Source organism: Zobellia uliginosa, assembly GCF_018860745.1.
Taxonomy (GTDB): domain Bacteria; phylum Bacteroidota; class Bacteroidia; order Flavobacteriales; family Flavobacteriaceae; genus Zobellia; species Zobellia uliginosa_B.
Window position 1 is genome coordinate 1,173,351 of the sequence record NZ_JAHKPY010000003.1, and the last position, 20,179, is coordinate 1,193,529.

A 20,179-nucleotide genomic window follows, 5' to 3' on the forward strand; every position below is an offset into this window, starting at 1 on the left:
TGACTGCATTTACCTAATATGGGAACATTAGACTGGATTATTTTATCGAGTACCCTAATCTTCATTGTTTCCTATGGTGTATGGAAAACCAAAGGAAGCAAAAGCGTAGATGATTATGTTGGCGGTGGAAAAGATGCCAAATGGTGGACGATAGGATTATCCGTTATGGCTACACAGGCAAGTGCCATAACCTTTCTATCTACACCGGGTCAAGCATTTCATGATGGTATGGGCTTTGTTCAATTCTATTTTGGACTTCCCATAGCCATGATCATTATCTGTTTGGTGTTTCTTCCTATTTATCACAGATTAAAAGTCTACACGGCTTATGAGTTTCTAGAAAATAGATTTGACCTTAAAACAAGGTCCTTAGCTGCAATCTTATTTTTGGTGCAAAGAGGTCTTGCCGCAGGTATTACGATTTTTGCTCCCTCCATAATCCTTTCTGCCGTGTTGGGCTGGGATTTAAGAACGTTGAATATTATAATTGGTGTTCTTGTTATCATCTACACCGTATCCGGTGGTACCAAAGCGGTTAGCGTTACCCAAAAACAGCAGATGTTCATTATCATGACAGGTATGTTCATCACCTTCTTTTTTATTTTAGGATATCTACCCGCTGATATTAATTTTGGTAAAGCCCTTAAAATTGCTGGCGCTAGTAACAAATTGAATATAATAGACTTTAGTTTTGATACCAAAAGTAGATATACTTTTTGGAGCGGGATAACAGGAGGGCTGTTCTTAGCTCTAGCCTATTTTGGTACAGACCAAAGTCAGGTGCAGCGTTATCTTTCCGGGAAATCCCTACGCGAGAGTCAATTGGGACTAGTTTTCAACGGAATCTTAAAAATACCTATGCAGTTCTTTATTCTACTGGTAGGTGTTATGGTTTTTGTTTTTTATCAATACAATCCATCTCCATTAAACTTCAACCCTGCGGCAACCGAAGCGGTTATGAGTTCTGAATATGCCAAGGATTACTCCATTCTTCAAGAAGGTCAAGAAAGATTGGAAGAAGAAAAGAAAATGGCCCAAAACAAATTTTCCGCTGCTTTGGAGCTTAAGGAGTATAGCGCTGTAGAAGAGGCTAAACAAGAAATTATAAGCTTAAATATCAAGGACAGTACCAATAGAGCAGCCGCAAAGGCGTTGATAAAACAAGCTGATGATGTTGTAGAGACCAATGATAAAGATTATGTTTTTATCCACTTTATCCTTCACAACCTCCCAAGAGGGCTCATAGGTCTGTTATTGGCCGTCATCTTATCTGCAGCCATGTCTTCCACGGCATCTGAACTCAATGCTTTAGGAACCATTACTGCCTTGGATCTATATAAAAGAAATACGACTAAATCTTTAACGGATGAACATTATGTTAAGGCTACAAAGGGATTCACCCTTTTATGGGGTGTAATCGCTATTTTCATTGCCAGTATCGCCAATTTATTTGATAACCTCATTCAACTTGTTAATATAATAGGTTCTATTTTTTACGGAAATGTACTAGGCATATTTTTACTAGCCTTCTTCTTTAAATTCGTTAAAGGTAATGCTGTATTTTTCGCGGCTCTGCTTACTCAGCTAATAGTATTCGTGTTGTTCTACAACCTTATTTTCATTCACCCTACAGGAGAAGAAAAGCTAGGCTACCTTTGGCTAAACTTTATAGGAGCAGCCATGGTAATTGGAATGGCAATTGCTTTTGAAGGTTTTGACAGAGTACTCAAAAAGCCACCATTAAGGAACTAAAGCATAGCCTCTTAGCGCTTTATAAGTATTGAAATTCAATTATTTTTTTGTGAACACTATTTCAAGACTTAATTAATCAATAATTTTAGTGTTCAATATTCATAATAAGTAAAAAACCAATACCACGATACTCCATAATGACCAATAAAAAGAAGACAATTAAGGATATTGCCAAACTTGCGGGTGTATCCAAAGGAACTGTAGATCGTGTTTTGCATAAACGCGGCAAAGTTTCTAAGGATGCTTTAGAAAAGGTCGAGAAAGTATTAAAAGAAATAGAGTATCACCCCAATCCAATTGCAAGAAATTTAAAGGAAAATAAGTTATATAAAATCTGTGTACTCATTCCCGATGATAAAATAGATGCTTTCTGGACACCTGCGCATGAAGGAATATATGAAGCCCAACAAGAATTTGTCATGTTTGGTCTTGTAGTTGAAAAATACTTGTATCACCCGTACAAAAAGGAAGACTTCTACGAAAAATCTAATCAAGCATTAGATGCATCACCCGATGTTCTTTTAATAACTCCCCTATTCAAAGAAGAATCCTATAAAATTATTGATACTTGTAAAGAAAAAAATATTAGGATAGCTCTTTTTAATAATTACTTGAATACCCTTAATAAAGAGGTTTTTATTGGCCAAAATCTTTCCCAAAGCGGAAAAATTGCGGCTGATTTATTTGATAAGACCGTTTTACCTAATTCCAAAATTGGAATTGTCCATATTGATATAGAGCCACATGTTTTACTAAAAGAATGTGGTTTTAAAAGTTACTTCAAAGAAAAGAATAGTGATCATATTATTCTAGATGGAATTAGCTTCACTTCTGACAACCAAGTAAATTTTAAAAAGCAGTTTAGAGAATATCTGGTTACTAATTCAGATTTAAGCGCTTTGTTTGTGACCAATTCCAAGGCTCACATGTTGGTAGAAACCCTAGATGAAGTTGTTGAGAATTGCGCGATTATCGGTTATGATTTGGTCCATCAAAATATCAATTTCTTAAAACAAGGAAAAATTGATTTTCTAATTCATCAAAGACCAAAAGAACAAACTTATTTAAGCATTAGTTATTTTGCAGAGTTTTTCCTTTTTGGCAAAAAAGTTCCTCTTCAAAATTTACTTCCCATAGACATTATCACTTCTGAAAATGTAGATTATCATATAAATTGAGCCGATTTTAATAGACTTAAGACTCTAATCCTGTCATTAATATCATTCTCGCAATCCAAAGTGTGTTCGAGCACATTTTGTAGTAAAATCTTAAGGTTTTTAAAAAATTAAGTTTACATTCACATAACTTTAAGAGAATATTGACAACTAACAGCTTTTAAAAACTAACACTATGATGAAAAACATTTTAATGTTCCTAGTACTAATAATGGGTACTCACCCCATATTAGCACAGGATAAAACGGTAACCGGTACTGTCACCGACGCTAATGATGGAATGCCATTGCCTGGTGTTAATGTATTAGTACAGGGAAGTACTACAGGAACACAAACAGATTTTGACGGTAATTATGCCATAGAGGCTACTTCTGGCGATGTTTTAATTTTCTCATACATAGGTATGAAATCTCAGAATGTTACTGTTGGTGCAAGTAGCACTATCGATTTGGGAATGCAGGAAGACGCAAGCCAATTAGATGAAGTTGTAGTTACTGCTTTGGGTATAAAAAGACAAAAGAAGTCTTTGACCTATGCCACACAAGGGGTAGACACCAAGAGTATTGATGAAGCTAGACCGCAACAAGACCTTGTAAATAGTCTCCAAGGAAAAGTAGCTGGACTATCTATACAAACATCAGGAAATGGTGTTAGTGGATCTTCCAAGGTGGTATTGAGAGGTAACCGTTCAATAGCAGGTAGTAGCCAAGCACTATATGTTGTAGATGGTGTGCCATTAGGTGGTGATATTTCTAACCTAAGCCCTGATGACATTGCTTCTATAAACGTATTAAAAGGAGCTAATGCCGCCGCACTTTATGGAGCAAGAGCAAACAACGGTGCTATTATAGTTACTACAAAAACAGGAACAAGTGATGTAACTACCATTGACTTTAGTTCTACTCTTACTGCAGATACAGGAAGAATCATGTATGATTACCAAAATGAGTATGGCCAAGGTAGTGGTGGTCTTTTTAATAACTCATCCACTGGTTCATGGGGTCCTAGAATGGATGGCTCTTCGGTTGCCAATTGGTCACCAAGTCCAGATATCACTTCTGCAACTCCTTACACTGCACAACCTAATAACGTTACTGATTTTATGCAAACGGGTTTTAATATGGCCAATAACGTTTCTATACGATCTGGTAATGACAAGAACAGAACCTTTTTTGGATATACTAACGAAAATAGAAAGGGTATCGTAGCTGGTAATGAATTGAAGAGACATAACGTTACACTTAAAATAGACAACAAATTGTTCAATGACAAGCTTGAACTTAGTGCTAAAGCAAACTACATTAGAACAGAAACAGATAACATATTAGAGACAGGAGAATCATTTGCTAATCCATGGAGACATGCATACAGGCTACCTAGAAACATACGTACTTCAGATGCAGAAGTTTTTGAATATTTAGCTTTGGATGGGAGTACAAAACAAAACTATTGGAAACCTAAAGATAATGGTGGAGCGAATCCTTATTGGACTACCAATCGTAATCTAAATAATTCTATTAATAATAGAGTAATAGGATATGCTTCATTAAAATATAATATTCTTGACAACCTTAGTTTAATGGTGCGTACCGCTGTAGATAACAGTACTACCTTCAGAGAAGATATTGATTATAACGATACTTATGTTCTTGCTGATAATGGAAACTATGAAACAAGAAATAGTATTGACTTAGAATGGAATTCCGATTTCTTGTTGAGTTATAACAAACAAGTTAATGACGATTTTAATTTTAATATCAATTTTGGTGGTAACAGTCGTATGGCAGAGGACAAATATGTATCAACCAATAACCAAGGATTGAATGCTCCTAATATTTTTGCGATCAGCAATGCTTTAAACCTTGCTTCAGAGCAAGATTACAATAATAAAAAAGTAAATTCCCTTTATACTTTTGGACAAGTAGGTTACAAAGATGCTTTGTTTTTAGATCTTACCTATAGAAGTGATTGGAGTTCAACTCTACCGGTTGATAATAATAGATTTGATTATTACTCTGCAGGTCTTAGTGCCGTAATATCCGATCTTGTAAAATTACCTGAAGTTATTTCATATCTTAAGCTAAGAGGTTCTTATGCAGAGGTAGGTAACGATACTGATCCCTACAGGGTTTACCGTAACGCATCTAATGTCCCACTTGCTCGGCTTAAATTAGACGATGCACTTCCTAATACAAATTTAAAGCCTGAACGTACACAATCTTTAGAATTTGGTGTTGATGCTAGGTTCCTAGATAACCGTCTAGGTATAGATTTAACTTACTATAAGAGTAACAGTATAGATCAGTTATTCCCTGTGAGTGTTGATCCTGCTTTTGGCTTTAGTACCAGATTTGTAAATGGAGGTGATATTCAGAACAAAGGGGTTGAAGCTATTTTAACAGGAACACCTATTCAAACTAATGACTTTAGTTGGAATGTCTCTGTTAACTTTAGTAAAAATGAGAGTGAAGTGCTAAGCCTTTCTGGAGGGTTAGAAACTCTTATCCTTGATGCTGGCAATCCATTTTTCAGACAATTTGAATTGGAAATAGGTGAACCATGGGGTAATATGTATTCCAGAGGTTTTGAAAGAGACGACCAAAATAGAGTTATTGTCAATGCAGATGGTACACCATCCGTAACTGCTGGTAAAAGCGTTTTAATTGGTAATTACAACCCAGATTGGTTAGGTGGTATTAGTAACAGCTTCCGCTATAAAAACTTAAGTTTAAGCTTTTTGATAGATATTAGACAAGGTGGTGTAATTGGCTCGCTTACAAATGCTATTTTGGCCTCAGACGGTGCGCTTGATGTTACCACTATTGGTCGTGATGGGACTCTGGTATTTGGTGATAACGTTTTTGGAGACTTAGAAGTAGTTAAGGCCGATGGAACTCCAAATGATATTCAAACTGATGCTGAAACATTTTGGGCTTCAATAGGTGGAAGAAACGCACCGGTTGGAGAAGCTTTTGTGGAAGATGCATCTAACATTAGAATGAGAGAAATAACATTGGGCTATAGTCTACCTTCATCACTAATAGATAGAACGCCTTTTAGAAACATAAAGCTGACATTAGTAGGGAGAAATCTTTTCTTCTTCTCAAACAGCGCAAGTGTTGATCCAGAGGTGATTGTTGACCCTACACTTACAAGTGCAGATGGTTATGAATCTTTTTCTCCACCATCAACCAGAAGTTTAGGTTTGAACCTAAAATTTGGATTTTAAAAAATTGTTTATATAAAATATGAAAATCATGAAAAATATAAGTTTCTTACTTGTTACGGTCTTGCTACTAGCGAGCTGTACCGATGATTTTGAACAAACCAATACGGACCCGCTTTCATTTGACATAAATAAAATTTCTGAAAGTGAACTATTACAGGGGCAAGCTTTTGCGCAAGCTCAGTACACATCATTAATGGGCGAAGATTGGAGGTATCAGATTTCACAAAATCTATTTGCCGATATTTGGTGTCAATATTTCACAACCACTGCCTCGGGCTTTGACTCTGACCGTTATGTACAAGTTGGCGGTTGGTCAGATTTAGCGTGGAACTCTTTTTATCAAGAAGCAGTGCCTCAGATAATTTTAGTAGAAGACATTACCGAAGCTAATGAAAATGCTGTAGGAAATGCAATGATTAAAATATGGAAAGTAAATGCTTTTCATAGAATTACAGACTACTGGGGACCTATACCTTATTTAGAAATAGGGAATACGGAACTTGAAGCTATTCCTTATGATTCTCAAGAGGCTATTTACAGAAGCTTTTTTGTGACATTGGATGAAGCTGTTGCTCAATTAGAATCAAACCTAGACAAATTATCATTTTCTGGTAGTGACCTTACATACTCTGGAGACCCTGCAAAATGGTTAAAATTTGCGAACAGTCTACGTCTTCGTTTAGCCATGAGAGTAAAATATGTGGATCGTGCGCTGGCACAATCAGAAGCAGAAAAAGCGGTAGCGGCAGGAGTTTTTCTATCTAATGGAGATAATGCCTATGTTTCTGTTAATCCAGTTAATAGAAACCCTCTAGAAACTATTACAGATTGGGGTGAGTTTAGAATGAGTGCTACAATGGAAAGTATCTTAGAGGGCTATGAAGACCCCCGTCTGCCTCAATATTTTGCACCAGCAGTAGATGGTGATAGCGATGGTGATGGAAGCCCTTATGAAGGGTTGTTGAATGGACAAACCAAAGTTTCTCTAGAAACAAGTAAAAATGCAAGTCATTCCGATCTTGCTACTATATATATTGATGAAGCATTAGGAGGAAGCAACCCTCCAATAGAAGTGATGACCGCTGCTGAAGTTTACTTCTTACGCGCTGAAGGTGCTTTAGAAGGATGGGCTATGGGTGGTACAACAGAGGATTTGTACGCTCAAGGAATAACAACATCTATGGAACAAAGAGAAGTTGGTGATGCTACTTCTATTGCTGCATATATTGCAAGTACCAATACACCAATAGCTTATGAAGTGGGTGCGGCGGCAGTTGCGGATATTCCTGTTGCATTTAGTTCTGACCCAGAAACTCAGTTTGAACAAATCATTACTCAAAAATGGTTAGCCCTATACCCTAACGGTTGGGAAGCATGGGCAGAATTAAGAAGAACGGGCTACCCTAAACAGTATGCACGTGTACAGTCTGAGAATTCTGATGTAGCAGTTGACGAGATTATGAGAAGAATGGTTTATGTATCAAGCCAATTTGATACTAATGCAGAATCTGTAGAAGCAGCCATAGCTGGACCTGAACTTAACGGTGCAGATAAAAACAACACCAAACTTTGGTGGGATAAGAAATAATCCATTATGAATTTTTAAAAAGCACCAACTTAACCATTGGTGCTTTTTTTTTACTATCTATTTCATGCTATCTTAGAAGTCCTCTTCAAATAAGAAAACCTATGCGTTTCAGATTATTTTATATACTTATAATTTCTTTGATATTCCTCTCGTGCAACGATAGTAATGATAAAAAACTATTTACAAAATTAGAATCTTCAAATACCGGTATAAAATTTAAAAATATTCTAAAAGAAACCGAACAATTCAACGTCCTTGAATATGGCTACTTATATAATGGCGGAGGTGTATCCGTAGGTGATGTTAATAATGATGGTCTTACAGATATTTACTTTACCGGAAACATGGTTGGCAGTAGGCTTTATATTAATCAAGGAAATTTTGAATTTAAAGAAATAGCTGAAGAAGCCGGTGTTTTTGCAGAAGGCTTATGGAATACGGGAACTACCATGGCAGATGTAAACGGAGATGGGTTTTTGGATATCTACGTTTGCCGATCTGCAGCTCCGGATTCCAATAAGAGAAAAAATCAACTTTTTATAAATAATGGTGACTTGACATTTACGGAAAGTGCATCAAAATACGGCGTGGATAATTCTGGCTACTCCACTCAAGCTTCATTTTTTGATTATGATAAAGACGGAGATTTAGACCTCTATATAATAAACCACTCTACCCAAGAATATGCAGGTTTTGGTCAGATTACTGGCTCGTTAAAGAAAAAAAATAACCCCGCCTACTCAGATAAGCTGTACCGAAATGACAATGGAAAATTTAAGGATGTTAGTTCTGAATCTGGCCTGGTATCCAATGTTCTGGGCTTTGGGCTAGGTTTGGCGGTTTCCGATATTAATAATGACGGCTGGCAGGATATCTATATTTCCAATGATTACAATGAACAAGATTACCTTTACATCAATAATCAAAATGGTACATTTTCAGAAAGTCTTGAGAAATATATAGGACATACTTCGTTATTTTCAATGGGCTCCGACATAGCCGATATTAACAATGATGGCTTCATGGACATTATGACGTTGGACATGTTACCAGAAGGCAATTACCGTCAAAAAATGGTTTCGGGTCCTGATAATTATGACAAATACCAACTCTTAGTTAATTCTGGTTTTTACAATCAGACCATGCGTAATATGCTTCAGCTTAACAATCAAGGGGAATCGTTTTCAGAAATAGGACAGTTTTCCGGAATATCAAATACAGATTGGAGTTGGGCTACCTTGTTTGCCGATTTGGATAATGATGGTTTTAAAGATGTATTCATAACCAATGGGTATAAGAGAGACTATACCAATATGGACTTTATAAATTATGCAGTCCAAGCAAAATTAAAGGAAAACAAGACCGGAAAGCAGACGGCCATTATGGAGCTTTTACAAAATATCCCGGCTACAATAGAAGAAAATTACACTTATAAAAACAATGGGGATTTAACTTTTTCAAAAGTCAACTCTGAATGGGGCTTGGACACAAAATCTCTTTCAAACGGTGCAGCTTATGCTGATCTGGATAATGATGGGGATTTAGATTTAATAGTCAATAATATTGAAGAAGAAGCTTTTGTATATAGAAACAATAGTGAGAAATTCAACGAAAACAATTTCCTCAGAATAAAGTTAACCGGTAGTGGTAAAAATACCTTTGGTTTTGGTTCAAAAATAATTATTGAAAGTAAAGGTCAAATTTTAGCTCAGGAAGCAATTTCCACAAGGGGTTATCAATCTTCCGTTGATCAAACGCTTGTATTCGGTTTAGGCGAAAATGACACTATAGATAAACTTACCATTGTATGGCCGGATTTTACAGAACAGACTTTACTAAATGTACCAAGCAATCAGACTTTGAATCTAAAGCAATCTGACGCTCAATCACCCAACAAGGTTGTTAAAACAGATTCTATTGGTGTTTTAGTTGACATTAGCAATGATAGTTTGATTCCTTTTCAGCATAAAGAAAACAACTACATCGATTTTAAAAGCCAACAATTACTACCTCACAAACTTTCTAATCAAGGTCCTAAAATATCAAAAGGAGATATCAATGGAGATGATTTAGAAGATTTGTTTATTGGAGGAGCCAAAGGACAAACTGGTCAACTATTTCTACAAAATAAAAAGAGAGATTTCAACATTGGAGAACCATATTTTGAAAGTGATATAGCTTCTGAAGATACCAACTCATTATTCTTTGATGCAGACAATGACAACGACTTAGATTTATACGTCGTAAGCGGCGGAAATGCATTCAACGAAGACTCCAAAGAATTACAGGATAGACTCTATCTAAACCATGGCAATGGTACATTCAAAAAGTCAACTACATCGCTGCCTTCTATGCTTACAAGTGGCTCCTGTGTTAAAGCCAGTGATTTTGATAATGATGGAGACCTAGACCTTTTTGTAGGTGGTAGATTGGTTCCTGGTAAATATCCAAGTAGCCCAAGAAGTTACTTGCTGCAAAATGACGGCAAAGGTAATTTCAAAGATATTACTAAAACTGTGAATTCGGATATAGAGCATATAGGCATGGTTTCAGATGCTATATGGAGTGATTTTTCTGGCGATGGTATTAACGATTTAATGGTAATTGGGGAATTTATGGCCATTAGAGCTTTTGAGAATACAAACGGGAAACTTATTGAAATCAATAATTCTACACTCAGTAATGCAAAAGGTTGGTGGAACAGTATTGAACAAGGCGATTTTGATAATGATGGTGATGTAGATTATATCGTAGGGAATTTTGGTTTGAACTCCCAACTCAAAGCTTCCGAAAAAGAACCCGTAGCATTATACGTCAAAGATTTTGATAATAATGGTTCTATAGACCCTATTCTAACCTCTTATATAATGGGTGAAAGTTATCCCGTTTTTTCTAAGGATGATTTAATTGGGCAGTTAAGTTTTCTAAAAGGAAAATACTTAAACTACGCAGATTATGCCGACCAAAAAATCACTGATATTTTCTCAAAAGAAGATTTGACCAATGTAGAGGTTTTAGAAGCAACTACTTTTGCTACAAGTTATATAGAAAATTTAGGTAATAATTACTTCAAAATCTCACCTCTCCCCGCCCCTGCTCAATTTGCTCCTATATATGGTATTCTTATAGAAGACCTTAATAATGATGGTAATTTAGATATAATTTTAGCCGGTAACTTTTTTGGAACACGAGTAAAGTATGGCAGGTATGATGCCAATAAGGGAACTCTTCTCATGGGTAATGGGCGAGGAACCTTTAAAGTTGTAAATCAAAAAGAAAGCGATTTAAACCTAAACGGAGAAATCAGAGATATTAAATCTATTCCATTAGCAAACAAAGAGACCTTATTAATTTTCTCTCGCAACAATCAAGTTCCTTCAACATATAAAACTAATTTCTAATGTCAAAACATCTGCAATTGGCCCTGTTGCTATTAGCTGTTGGCCTATCTTTTAATGTGCAATCACAATCTATATCAATTAAGGAAGAACTGGTTTCTATAAACACCTATGATTTTGGTGAACCTAACCCCGTTCCTCTATTGGTAGACAACACTAAAATTCATCCTTATTTTAAGTTTGAAGGATACCAACATAATCCAGAAAAAAAAGAATGGAAAGTAGTAACCTTAGAAAACGATTATATTAAAGTAATGGTTCTCCCAGAAATTGGCGGAAAGATTTGGGGAGCTATTGAAAAAAGCACAGGTGAAGAATTCCTTTATAAAAATGAGGTAATAAAATTCAGGAATATAGCTATGAGAGGCCCTTGGACCTCTGGTGGCATAGAATTTAATTTTGGTATAATTGGTCATCATCCGTCTACGGCAACACCTGTAGATTATATTACCCGCACTAATACAGACGGTAGTGTCAGTTGTTTTGTTAGTAATGTAGACCTACCATCAAACACAAAATGGACTGTTGAAATTCGCTTGGAAAAGGACAAGGCTTATTTTGAAACGAATGCTTCTTGGTACAATGCCTCTCCCCTAACGGAATCCTATTATAATTGGATGACTGGTGCTGCCGTGGCAACCAACGACTTAGAATTTTTTATTCCGGGTAATGCGTATGTAGAACATAATGGAAATGCGCATTCTTGGCCTGTTGACCAAGAAGGTCGTGACCTAAGCATGTATAAAAACAATAATTTTGGCCCTGCAAAATCATATCACATTGTTGGTGAGTTTAATGATTTCTTTGGAGGTTATTATCATGATAAGGAGTTCGGTTTTGGACAATGGTCTCTTTATGAAGAAATGCCAGGACAAAAATTATGGCTTTGGGCCTTATCCCGCTCTGGAGGTATTTGGGAAGATTTACTTACGGATACGGATGGGCAATATATTGAATTTCAAGCCGGAAGGCTTTTTGATCAGTATGAACCATCAGGAGCTAATAACCCAATAAGCCAAGTAGGCTTTGACCCTTATGTAATGGATAAATGGAGTGAAATCTGGTTTCCATTTAAGCAAATTGGTGGTATGGTAGATGCCTCGCCAAAAGCAGTGTTAAATGTTGAAACCGTTAATGGAAAAACCGTAATTAGTGTAAACGCACTACAAGATTTAGAATCTGAAATTCATATTCTAGCTGGACAAGAAACTATTACCGAGAAACTAAATCTAAAACCAATGGAGGTGTTTACAAAAACCATTTCTATTGCCCCTGACCAAGAAATAGAAGTTTCTATAAATGATACCGAATTATCCTATAGTAGCAATCCGAAAATAAATGATTTAAAAAGACCTTTTAATGCCGATGAAAACTTGAATATCTCTGAAAGTGAAAAACTACTTTTTGCTGGAATTGAGGCTTTAGAGTTTCGGGAGTTTGAAAAGGCCAATGAACATCTCTCCAAACTAATAAGCATCGACCCCTCTAATATAAAGGCATTAGTGAGGTTGGCCGAATTAGAATACAGAAGAAGTAATTATGAACTCGCATTAGAGCATGCAAATACAGTTCTTAAGATGGACACTTATAATTCAAGCGCAAACTATATGGCAGGTATCGCGTATCGCGCTAAGCATGATACTATAAATGCTTTGGAGTCTTTCGGTTGGGCGGCTCGTGATATTAAATACAGGTCAGTGGCTTATGCGCAAATGTCTGAAATCTATCTAGCCGATAAAAATTATAACAGAGCGAAGACTTATGCCAACAAATCTTTAGATTTTAATACTTACAATCTTAATGCCAGAGAAGTTTTACTCTTATTGAACAGAGCACACAGTAATAAAGATGCTTTTAATGCCGAAAAAAAACATATTCAGGCTATTGACCCTTTAAACTATTTAGTTACCGTTGAAAACGAATTATCAAACGACAATACTACTGATTTAAAAGCCAACCTTACCATTGAGAATGAGTTTATAGAAGAGACCTACTTGTCCGTAGCATTACGATTTAAGGAGCTTGGTTTTGATGCAGAAGCATTACTTGCGTTGTCCGCAAATACCGAAAGCCCTAAAAATCAACTATGGATGGCCTATCTACTAAGAGACTCAAAACCCGATGAAAGTAAGAAAATCTTGAGTAACCTACTTTCGGCCAAAATTGATTTTGTTTTTCCATATCGTAGAGAAACTATTCCTGTCTTAGAGTGGGCAATAGCACAAAACACAAACTGGAAATTGAAATATTATTTAGCGCAAAACTATTTAGCAGTTGGTTTAAAAGATAAGGGGATTACTATTCTGAAAGAGTTAAAAAATGAACCAGATTCAGATATTTTTTATCGATTTAGAGCGAAATTGAATTTGGCCAATCCAAATAATTTCTCATCTAATTTTGCTGCTGAAGATTTACAAAAAGCACTAGACCTAAAACCAAATGATTGGAAAATATGGGAAGAAAACATACTTGTAAATCAAGAGCTTGGCGATGATAAAAAGGCCTACTCCCTTTCAAAAAAAGCATTAAAAAAATATCCCGGAAATTATAATATAGGTTTAGCACATGCCAAGTCTCTCTTAAACCTAGAACGTTATGAACAGGTTTCAAATGTTCTTGAAAACATAGAGGTTCTTCCTTTTGAACATGCCAGCGAGAGTAGAAAAATATATGAAAAAGCCTACGTAAGAACAGCTATGCAAGAGATTGAGAAAAAGAATTACTCAAAAGCACTTTCTGTCCTGGACAAAGCAAAACAATGGCCAGAAAATATTGGTGTCGGAAAACCATACACTCCTGATGAAAGAATAAGCGATTATCTAATCGCCATAGCCCTAGACAAAACTGGTAAGCAAAAAGAGAGTAAGGACGCATTTGAATCTATTATATACTATACCAAAGAGCACTCTGGTAACAATAGTACAAACCACATACTTGGTTTATTAGCAGCTAAAAAGATTGGAGAAGATACAAAGCCGATTGAGGAACAATTAAACGCAACATCAAACCATATAAAGACTCAAATGGCATTGGCTATTTTTAATGAAGATGTAAAAGTTACTGCGGAACTCAACGAAAAAGTCAAGTTACCTGAGGAAGAATTAAAATTCCTAAAATCACTAAAAGATTTATAAATAAAAAAGCCCTGATTTGACAATCAGGGCTTTTTTATAAAACGAGAGCTGCTTATTTAGCACTCCACTCTGCTATAGACTCCGAATTCATTTTAATGTAATCATCGTTACCGGCTTCTTTTGCTTTTTCTAAAGATTTTTTAGCCGTTTTAATCGCTGCTTTTTTATCTCCAGATTTTGCTTGGATAAGCGATTGCTGACGCAATTGCCAGAAAGCAGGCTCTTCAGTCATAGACATCGCTTTATCCATCCACTCAGATGCTTTCGCAATATCTTTGTCTTCACTAGAAAAATATACTGCAGCTGCATAATAGTCATCAGCTTTTGGACTATCTGCCATTACCTTATCAATATCGGCCATGACGTTTGCATCTGTAGGCACTTCAAAAGGAACGGCTACATAACTTTTTTCCCACATCATACCTAAATTTGCTCCTCCACTGGTCATATCATCAATAGTGATAGTAAAAGCTTCGATATTAACCGGTAAAGCATAAACCTCAGAAGTAGCTTTGGCTACAACCTTACTATCGTCCCATTCTTTAGGTGTTCCTCCTCCGTCAACATCAGTATAAAAGAAAATTTCCCAAGAAGTAGCTCCTGGTTTAGTGAAAATAGAATACGTACCGGCCTTTACATCTTGACCTGCAATTTTAACGTCATCGCTAAACGATATTTTTGTGTAAGCATTAGCTCCCGTTCTCCATAATTTACCAAATGGGACTAGCTCTCCAAAAATTGTTCTACCTCGCATAGAAGGTCGTGAATAGTCTACGGTCACATCTGTTAGTCCTACGGTCTGTTGTAACTTAGAAGATGGACTGGGGGCTGGTGTGCTAATTTGAGCCTGTATAGATACAGTAGCAAATACGGCAGTCGCTAGAAGTAATAATTTTTTCATTGTAATTGATTTATTAGTTTTCACAAAACTAAATATAAACCTTTCCTTATTTGTTAATGAAATCTTAAATAAGACTTTTGTTGAGAGAAACAAGATTGAATTCATTTTTGTATTTAGCTATTTAAGAAGTGGTAATGACGGACGTTACAAAATCGAATAAAGCATAAATTTTCATTTTAAATTTAAAACCTTAAAATTAGCATTAAGATTATTTTGTTTATTAATAAAGACAATAACTTAAACAAAATGTTTTTACATTTGTAATATGAAATTATATCAACTACATTCTAAACAATCCTTTCCTATTAGCACAGAGGTGGCTTGGCGCTTTTTATCCGACCCGAATAACTTAAAGGAAATCACCCCAAAGCATATGGGTTTTAAAATTCTTTCAGGTGATGACCGTGCAATGTTCCCAGGTCAGATTATACAGTATACCGTTTCTCCATTTCCTGGCTACACTACCAAATGGGTAACTGAAATAACGCATGTAAAGGAGGGCGAGTATTTTGTGGATGAGCAACGTTTTGGACCCTACGCGCTATGGCACCATAAACATTTTATAAAACCGGTAAATGGCGGGGTTGAGATGGAAGATATAATCGATTACAAAATTCCATTTGGTATTTTGGGTCAACTGGCGCATCCATTACTAGTAAAAAAACAGTTGAAGCAAATTTTTTCCTTTAGGGAACAAAAACTGATAGAACGCTTTGGGGTATTGGAGAACAGTAAGAAAGAACTTCATTTTAATTCATTCTAGAAAATATCAACATGAAGAAAAATATACTTTTAATTGGCGGGTCTTATGGAATAGGACTTGAAATAACAAAACAACTTGTGGAAGAATATGAGGTGTATGTAGCCTCAAGAACGTCCGAGGGATTAGACGGAACCAGTATAACCCACATTCCTTTTGACGCAAATACTGATACCCTTGATGTATCTGATTTACCAGATGAACTTCATGGTTTTGCGTACTGCCCCGGATCTATAAATCTAAAACCGTTTAAAATGATGTCAATAGATACTTTTGAAGCGGATATGCAGTTGAATTTTTTCAGTATGGTTAAGGTTATAAAAGAAATTATACCTATAATGACCAAAGGCAGTGCCATGGTACTTTTTAGTACGGTAGCAGTTGGTTCCGGTATGCCTTTCCATACTAGTGTAGCGGCTGCAAAAGGTGCTGTTGAAGGTTTTTCGAAATCACTGGCAGCGGAATACGCACCTAACATAAGGGTAAATGTCATTGCTCCCTCGTTGGTAAATACGCCATTGGCCAAACGGTTGTTGAGCAATGACAAGAAAATAGAAATGATGTCTCAGAGACATCCCCTCAAACGTGTGGGTGAAGTTGAAGATATTGCCAATACTGCCGTATTTTTACTCGGTGAAAAAAGTTCTTGGATCACAGGTCAAATCATAGGTGTTGACGGCGGAATGTCCACTTTAAATTTAAGTTAGTTTATGTCAGATAAAATTTCGATATTTTGGTTTAGAAGAGACTTACGATTAGATGATAATATAGGATTTCTTGAGGCTTTAAAAGGAGATTATCCTGTAATGCCAATATTTATTTTCGATACTGAAATTCTTGAAAAATTACCAAAGGACGATGCAAGGGTAACGTTCATTTTTGAAACGCTACAAAAAATGCGAGATACGCTTCAAAATGAAAATAGTAGCTCCATTGCCTTACATCACGGTAAGACCACTTCAATTTTTAAATCGCTTATTGAAAAATACAACATAGATTCTGTTTATACCAATCATGATTATGAGCCTTATGCCAAGGAACGTGATAAAGAAATTCATAAGCTATTAAAAGAAAACGATATTTCGTTCCAGACATACAAAGATCAAGTAATTTTTGAGAAGGATGATATTCTAAAAGGAGATGGGGACCCATATATCGTTTACACTCCTTATAAAAACAAATGGAAAGAACATTTTAAACCAGAGAAACATTTAACCATACACTATACAAGCCAGCATATGGACAACCTTGTTAAAAATTCTAGGTTGCCTAATCTCTCGCTATCGGACATGGGTTTCAAAACTTCCTCCATAAAAATTCCCGATTATACGGTTACTCCGACCCTTATTGATAATTATGAGGACACCAGAAATTATCCCGGCATTGAAAACGGCACTTCCCATTTAGGTCCGCATTTAAGGTTTGGCACTGTTTCCGTTCGTAAAATGATGAAAAAAGCCATTGCCGAAAAAAATGAGGTTTTCTGGAGCGAACTTATCTGGCGTGAATTTTTCATGCAGATTTTATGGCATTTTCCCAGAACTGTTAACGAAGCTTTTAAGAAAAAATATGACCGTATCAGTTGGCGGAATAATGAGGAAGAATTTGAAAAATGGAAAAACGGCGAAACTGGTTATAAGCTAGTAGATGCGGGAATGCGAGAATTGAATGAAACTGGCTATATGCACAACCGTGTACGCATGCTAGTAGCAAGTTTTCTTTGTAAACACTTACTTATTGATTGGCGTTGGGGTGAAACCTACTTTGCGGAAAAGCTATTGGATTATGAAATGAGCAGCAACGTTGGGAATTGGCAGTGGGCTGCAGGAAGCGGTGTAGATGCGGCTCCTTACTTTCGTATTTTTAACCCTATGACCCAAGTTGATAAATTCGATAAGGAGCACAAGTATATTTCAAAATGGGTTCCCGAATACAATAAGGATACATATGCTCCCAAAATGGTGGACCATAAGGAGGCGCGTGAGCGCTGCCTAAGTACCTACAAAGAGGCACTCAACTAAAATTCCAAATCTAATTTAGCGAGACAGTTGTCTTTCCAGTTGACGCTTTTCGGCCATTCGGTACTTTAGCACATTTACATATCGCAGAGCATCTCCATTATTGTAATCGGTATACGATTTAGATGCCCATTCCATGGCTTTATCTAGGTCTCCATTAATTTCGTTAATGATAGCCATATTATAACATGCTCTACCCGCAACCTTCATATCTGGATTATTTACTTCTTTTTCCCATAAAGCAGCTGCTCCGTCCCAGTCTCCTGTTTGTGCACGTCTTTTGGCAACCACAAAATTATCGGTACCTCTCACGAAGTAATCCCTAGAAATCCTTTTTCTTACCGGTCGAACATCGTAGCCATAAGAATTGCCAATATTGCTACTACGTTGTAGAACTGCTTCTTTCCTTCCTATTACCGCTTCAACTGCCTTCATAGGGTTAATTCCGGAGCCAATAGAAGTAATATGGTCATTGGTGATATATTCATCCAATATCAACTTACTCTGAGGGTCATAAACTCTCCATCCGTTTTTTAATGCCGTGTTAAGTGTTACTTTATGTCCGGGTAAATTTGCTTTAATACCAAAATCATTGGGCACACTCACCATGGTAGCTTCATAATTTACATTGGTATCTGTATCATAAAACTCCAACGAGAACAGTACATCAACATTATTCGCATCACAGATTTCTTGAACGGCTTGCCAATTTAAGGCTGCCGGAAAGATACCAAGGCCCTTTCTCTGTATATCAGTGTCGCTAATTATTTTTATCTCCTCAAAACGATCATTTCGCGTTAATTCATCAAACAGTCCAGTTACTGCAGATTCCGCTCCTTCCCTATCAAGATGAAGACCTTCTAAAGAAAGAATCTTGTCGATTTTATCTACTACCTTATTTTCTTCCGATGGAATACTTCTGTTAATCAAACCAATTCGTACCGCATTGGATGGCAAACTAATACGTGCAGGTTCTATAGCACCCATTGTTAGCTTATTTGTTGACACACAACTAGATAAAAGAAGCAAAATAACACCTGCGGAAAGTAGTCGGTTAAGATTTTTCATGGGACAAAAGTTAAATAGTTATATCTTTTGAATTTTTCAAAAAAGTTAAGTAGGTTCGTTATTAACTAAAACTGCCCCGTATTATTGCGTTTTGCACCGCTATAGCCAATAAACTCGACCAACTACCTAGTTATTCACTTTATATCAGAATAATGATTACATTGGCCCCGCTACCCTGTAGTTCCCTAGTAAAGGAGAAAAAAGAAGTGTGCCAATTACTTTCTAATTCCTAAAATTGCTTTTGTATCTTACCAAACGGAATTTCAAGGCCTATTTTATTAGCCATGGATTTAAAATTAATTTATCAGCACAGACCAAATGAAAAAACTATTTCTTACTTTACTTTTTGTTACCAGCACTACCTTTTACGCACGAGCGCAAAATTTTGATTTTAAAATAGATCATTTTGCATTGGTCGTAGAAGACTCGGATATTAGTGCAGATTTTTATGCCAACATTCTAAAACTGGAAGAAACGCCACATCCGGATAAGAAACCAGGTTTTCGTTGGTTCATTGTAAGCGGTAATTCTCAAATTCACCTTATTGAAAAGGAATTCGCCCCTTTTGTAAAAAACAAGTCTATGCACTTATGTCTCTCCACACAAGATTTAGATGGAATGATAGCACATCTTGAAAAGAACAATATTCCGTATTGGGATTGGCCGGGTAAAGAAGGGGCCGTAACGTTACGTACGGATGGCGTACGACAAATTTACTTCCAAGATCCAGACAAGTATTGGATAGAAATAAATACCGCAAAACATTAAAACACAAAAAAGAGGCTCAAAGGCCTCTTTTTTATTATAAAATAATGAAGATTAATCAACTGAATATCCTGGAGCCAATATAGCTTCACCTGCCTCCGGATGACGTTTTATATAGGCGGCTACAAACGGGCATAAAGGTGCCATTTTCATACCACTTTGCTGTATAAAATCAAATACTTTTGAAACCAAAGCACTTCCTACTCCTTGACCTCCTAACGAACTAGGTACTTCGGTATGAGTTAAATAGATGATATTCTTTTTGGAAATCATATATTCCATGAAAGCTGTTTGGCCATCGATCTCAATTTCAAACCTACCTTTATCCCCTTCCTTGTTTACTAGTGGTATATGGGAATAATCTCTTTCTGACATTGATTAGCGTTCATAA

13 protein-coding genes are annotated in these 20,179 nt (G+C 36.3%); 10 read left to right on the top strand and 3 right to left on the bottom strand.

Going from position 1 to position 20,179, the window contains the following annotated elements; genetic code table 11:
* Nucleotides 1–18: 18 nt before the first annotated feature.
* From KO521_RS08860 to KO521_RS08885, 6 genes are all read left to right on the top strand, one after another.
* The gene (locus KO521_RS08860; RefSeq protein WP_215939530.1) at nucleotides 19–1,752 is read left to right on the top strand and encodes a sodium:solute symporter; all 1,734 of its coding nucleotides are present in this window, start codon (nucleotides 19–21) and stop codon (nucleotides 1,750–1,752) included.
* Nucleotides 1,753–1,889: 137 nt separating this feature from the next.
* Complete coding sequence (locus tag KO521_RS08865) at nucleotides 1,890–2,930, top strand: LacI family DNA-binding transcriptional regulator (RefSeq protein ID WP_215939531.1); 1,041 nt, start codon at nucleotides 1,890–1,892, stop codon at nucleotides 2,928–2,930.
* Between the two features lie 172 nt (nucleotides 2,931–3,102).
* Nucleotides 3,103–6,156 carry a SusC/RagA family TonB-linked outer membrane protein gene (locus tag KO521_RS08870; protein ID WP_215939532.1) on the top strand — a complete coding sequence of 1,018 codons (3,054 nt, stop codon included), beginning with the start codon at nucleotides 3,103–3,105 and terminating at the stop codon, nucleotides 6,154–6,156.
* 28 nt (nucleotides 6,157–6,184) lie between these two features.
* Nucleotides 6,185–7,744: a SusD/RagB family nutrient-binding outer membrane lipoprotein gene (locus tag KO521_RS08875; RefSeq protein WP_215939533.1), complete on the top strand. Its 1,560-nt coding sequence runs from the start codon at nucleotides 6,185–6,187 to the stop codon at nucleotides 7,742–7,744.
* A gap of 101 nt (nucleotides 7,745–7,845) precedes the next feature.
* Nucleotides 7,846–11,145: a VCBS repeat-containing protein gene (locus tag KO521_RS08880; RefSeq protein WP_215939534.1), complete on the top strand. Its 3,300-nt coding sequence runs from the start codon at nucleotides 7,846–7,848 to the stop codon at nucleotides 11,143–11,145.
* Nucleotides 11,145–14,276 carry a DUF5107 domain-containing protein gene (locus KO521_RS08885; protein WP_215939535.1) on the top strand — a complete coding sequence of 1,044 codons (3,132 nt, stop codon included), beginning with the start codon at nucleotides 11,145–11,147 and terminating at the stop codon, nucleotides 14,274–14,276. The genes KO521_RS08880 and KO521_RS08885 overlap by 1 nt, the downstream gene beginning before the upstream one ends.
* 52 nt (nucleotides 14,277–14,328) lie before the next feature.
* On the opposite strand, the gene KO521_RS08890 is transcribed toward KO521_RS08885, so the two are convergent.
* Nucleotides 14,329–15,177, bottom strand: a complete 849-nt coding sequence (locus tag KO521_RS08890; RefSeq protein WP_215939536.1) for a DUF2911 domain-containing protein — start codon at nucleotides 15,175–15,177, stop codon at nucleotides 14,329–14,331.
* 265 nt (nucleotides 15,178–15,442) lie between these two features.
* On the opposite strand from KO521_RS08890, the gene KO521_RS08895 reads away from it, so the two are divergent.
* The 3 genes from KO521_RS08895 to KO521_RS08905 are packed head-to-tail and all read left to right on the top strand — an operon-like array spanning nucleotide 15,443 to nucleotide 17,958.
* Nucleotides 15,443–15,940, top strand: a complete 498-nt coding sequence (locus KO521_RS08895) for an SRPBCC family protein (protein WP_215939537.1) — start codon at nucleotides 15,443–15,445, stop codon at nucleotides 15,938–15,940.
* Between the two features lie 11 nt (nucleotides 15,941–15,951).
* A complete protein-coding gene (locus tag KO521_RS08900) occupies nucleotides 15,952–16,644 on the top strand; it encodes an SDR family NAD(P)-dependent oxidoreductase (RefSeq protein WP_215939538.1) in 693 nt (230 codons plus the stop codon).
* 3 nt (nucleotides 16,645–16,647) lie between these two features.
* The gene (locus KO521_RS08905; RefSeq protein ID WP_215939539.1) at nucleotides 16,648–17,958 is read left to right on the top strand and encodes a cryptochrome/photolyase family protein; all 1,311 of its coding nucleotides are present in this window, start codon (nucleotides 16,648–16,650) and stop codon (nucleotides 17,956–17,958) included.
* Between the two features lie 15 nt (nucleotides 17,959–17,973).
* Here the strand turns inward: KO521_RS08905 and KO521_RS08910 are convergent, their stop codons facing one another.
* On the bottom strand, nucleotides 17,974–19,023 hold the full coding sequence (locus KO521_RS08910; RefSeq protein ID WP_215939540.1) for a DUF6340 family protein: 1,050 nt from the start codon (nucleotides 19,021–19,023) through the stop codon (nucleotides 17,974–17,976).
* Nucleotides 19,024–19,341: 318 nt separating this feature from the next.
* Between KO521_RS08910 and KO521_RS08915 the strand changes: the two genes are divergently transcribed.
* On the top strand, nucleotides 19,342–19,791 hold the full coding sequence (locus KO521_RS08915) for a VOC family protein (RefSeq protein ID WP_215939541.1): 450 nt from the start codon (nucleotides 19,342–19,344) through the stop codon (nucleotides 19,789–19,791).
* A 51-nt stretch (nucleotides 19,792–19,842) separates the two neighbouring features.
* Here the strand turns inward: KO521_RS08915 and KO521_RS08920 are convergent, their stop codons facing one another.
* Nucleotides 19,843–20,163: a GNAT family N-acetyltransferase gene (locus tag KO521_RS08920; protein ID WP_215939542.1), complete on the bottom strand. Its 321-nt coding sequence runs from the start codon at nucleotides 20,161–20,163 to the stop codon at nucleotides 19,843–19,845.
* Nucleotides 20,164–20,179 lie beyond the last annotated feature (16 nt).

What these genes read in the sequence shown, in the direction of transcription:
- KO521_RS08885 (WP_215939535.1), top strand. Translation starts at nt 11,145, where the DNA reads ATGTCAAAACATCTGCAATTGGCCCTGTTGCTATTAGCTGTTGGCCTA.
- KO521_RS08860 (WP_215939530.1), top strand. Translation starts at nt 19, where the DNA reads ATGGGAACATTAGACTGGATTATTTTATCGAGTACCCTAATCTTCATT.
- KO521_RS08900 (WP_215939538.1), top strand. Translation starts at nt 15,952, where the DNA reads ATGAAGAAAAATATACTTTTAATTGGCGGGTCTTATGGAATAGGACTT.
- KO521_RS08910 (WP_215939540.1), bottom strand. Translation starts at nt 19,023, where the DNA reads ATGAAAAATCTTAACCGACTACTTTCCGCAGGTGTTATTTTGCTTCTT.
- KO521_RS08865 (WP_215939531.1), top strand. Translation starts at nt 1,890, where the DNA reads ATGACCAATAAAAAGAAGACAATTAAGGATATTGCCAAACTTGCGGGT.
- KO521_RS08895 (WP_215939537.1), top strand. Translation starts at nt 15,443, where the DNA reads ATGAAATTATATCAACTACATTCTAAACAATCCTTTCCTATTAGCACA.
- KO521_RS08905 (WP_215939539.1), top strand. Translation starts at nt 16,648, where the DNA reads ATGTCAGATAAAATTTCGATATTTTGGTTTAGAAGAGACTTACGATTA.
- KO521_RS08870 (WP_215939532.1), top strand. Translation starts at nt 3,103, where the DNA reads ATGATGAAAAACATTTTAATGTTCCTAGTACTAATAATGGGTACTCAC.
- KO521_RS08875 (WP_215939533.1), top strand. Translation starts at nt 6,185, where the DNA reads ATGAAAAATATAAGTTTCTTACTTGTTACGGTCTTGCTACTAGCGAGC.
- KO521_RS08915 (WP_215939541.1), top strand. Translation starts at nt 19,342, where the DNA reads ATGAAAAAACTATTTCTTACTTTACTTTTTGTTACCAGCACTACCTTT.
- KO521_RS08880 (WP_215939534.1), top strand. Translation starts at nt 7,846, where the DNA reads ATGCGTTTCAGATTATTTTATATACTTATAATTTCTTTGATATTCCTC.
- KO521_RS08890 (WP_215939536.1), bottom strand. Translation starts at nt 15,177, where the DNA reads ATGAAAAAATTATTACTTCTAGCGACTGCCGTATTTGCTACTGTATCT.
- KO521_RS08920 (WP_215939542.1), bottom strand. Translation starts at nt 20,163, where the DNA reads ATGTCAGAAAGAGATTATTCCCATATACCACTAGTAAACAAGGAAGGG.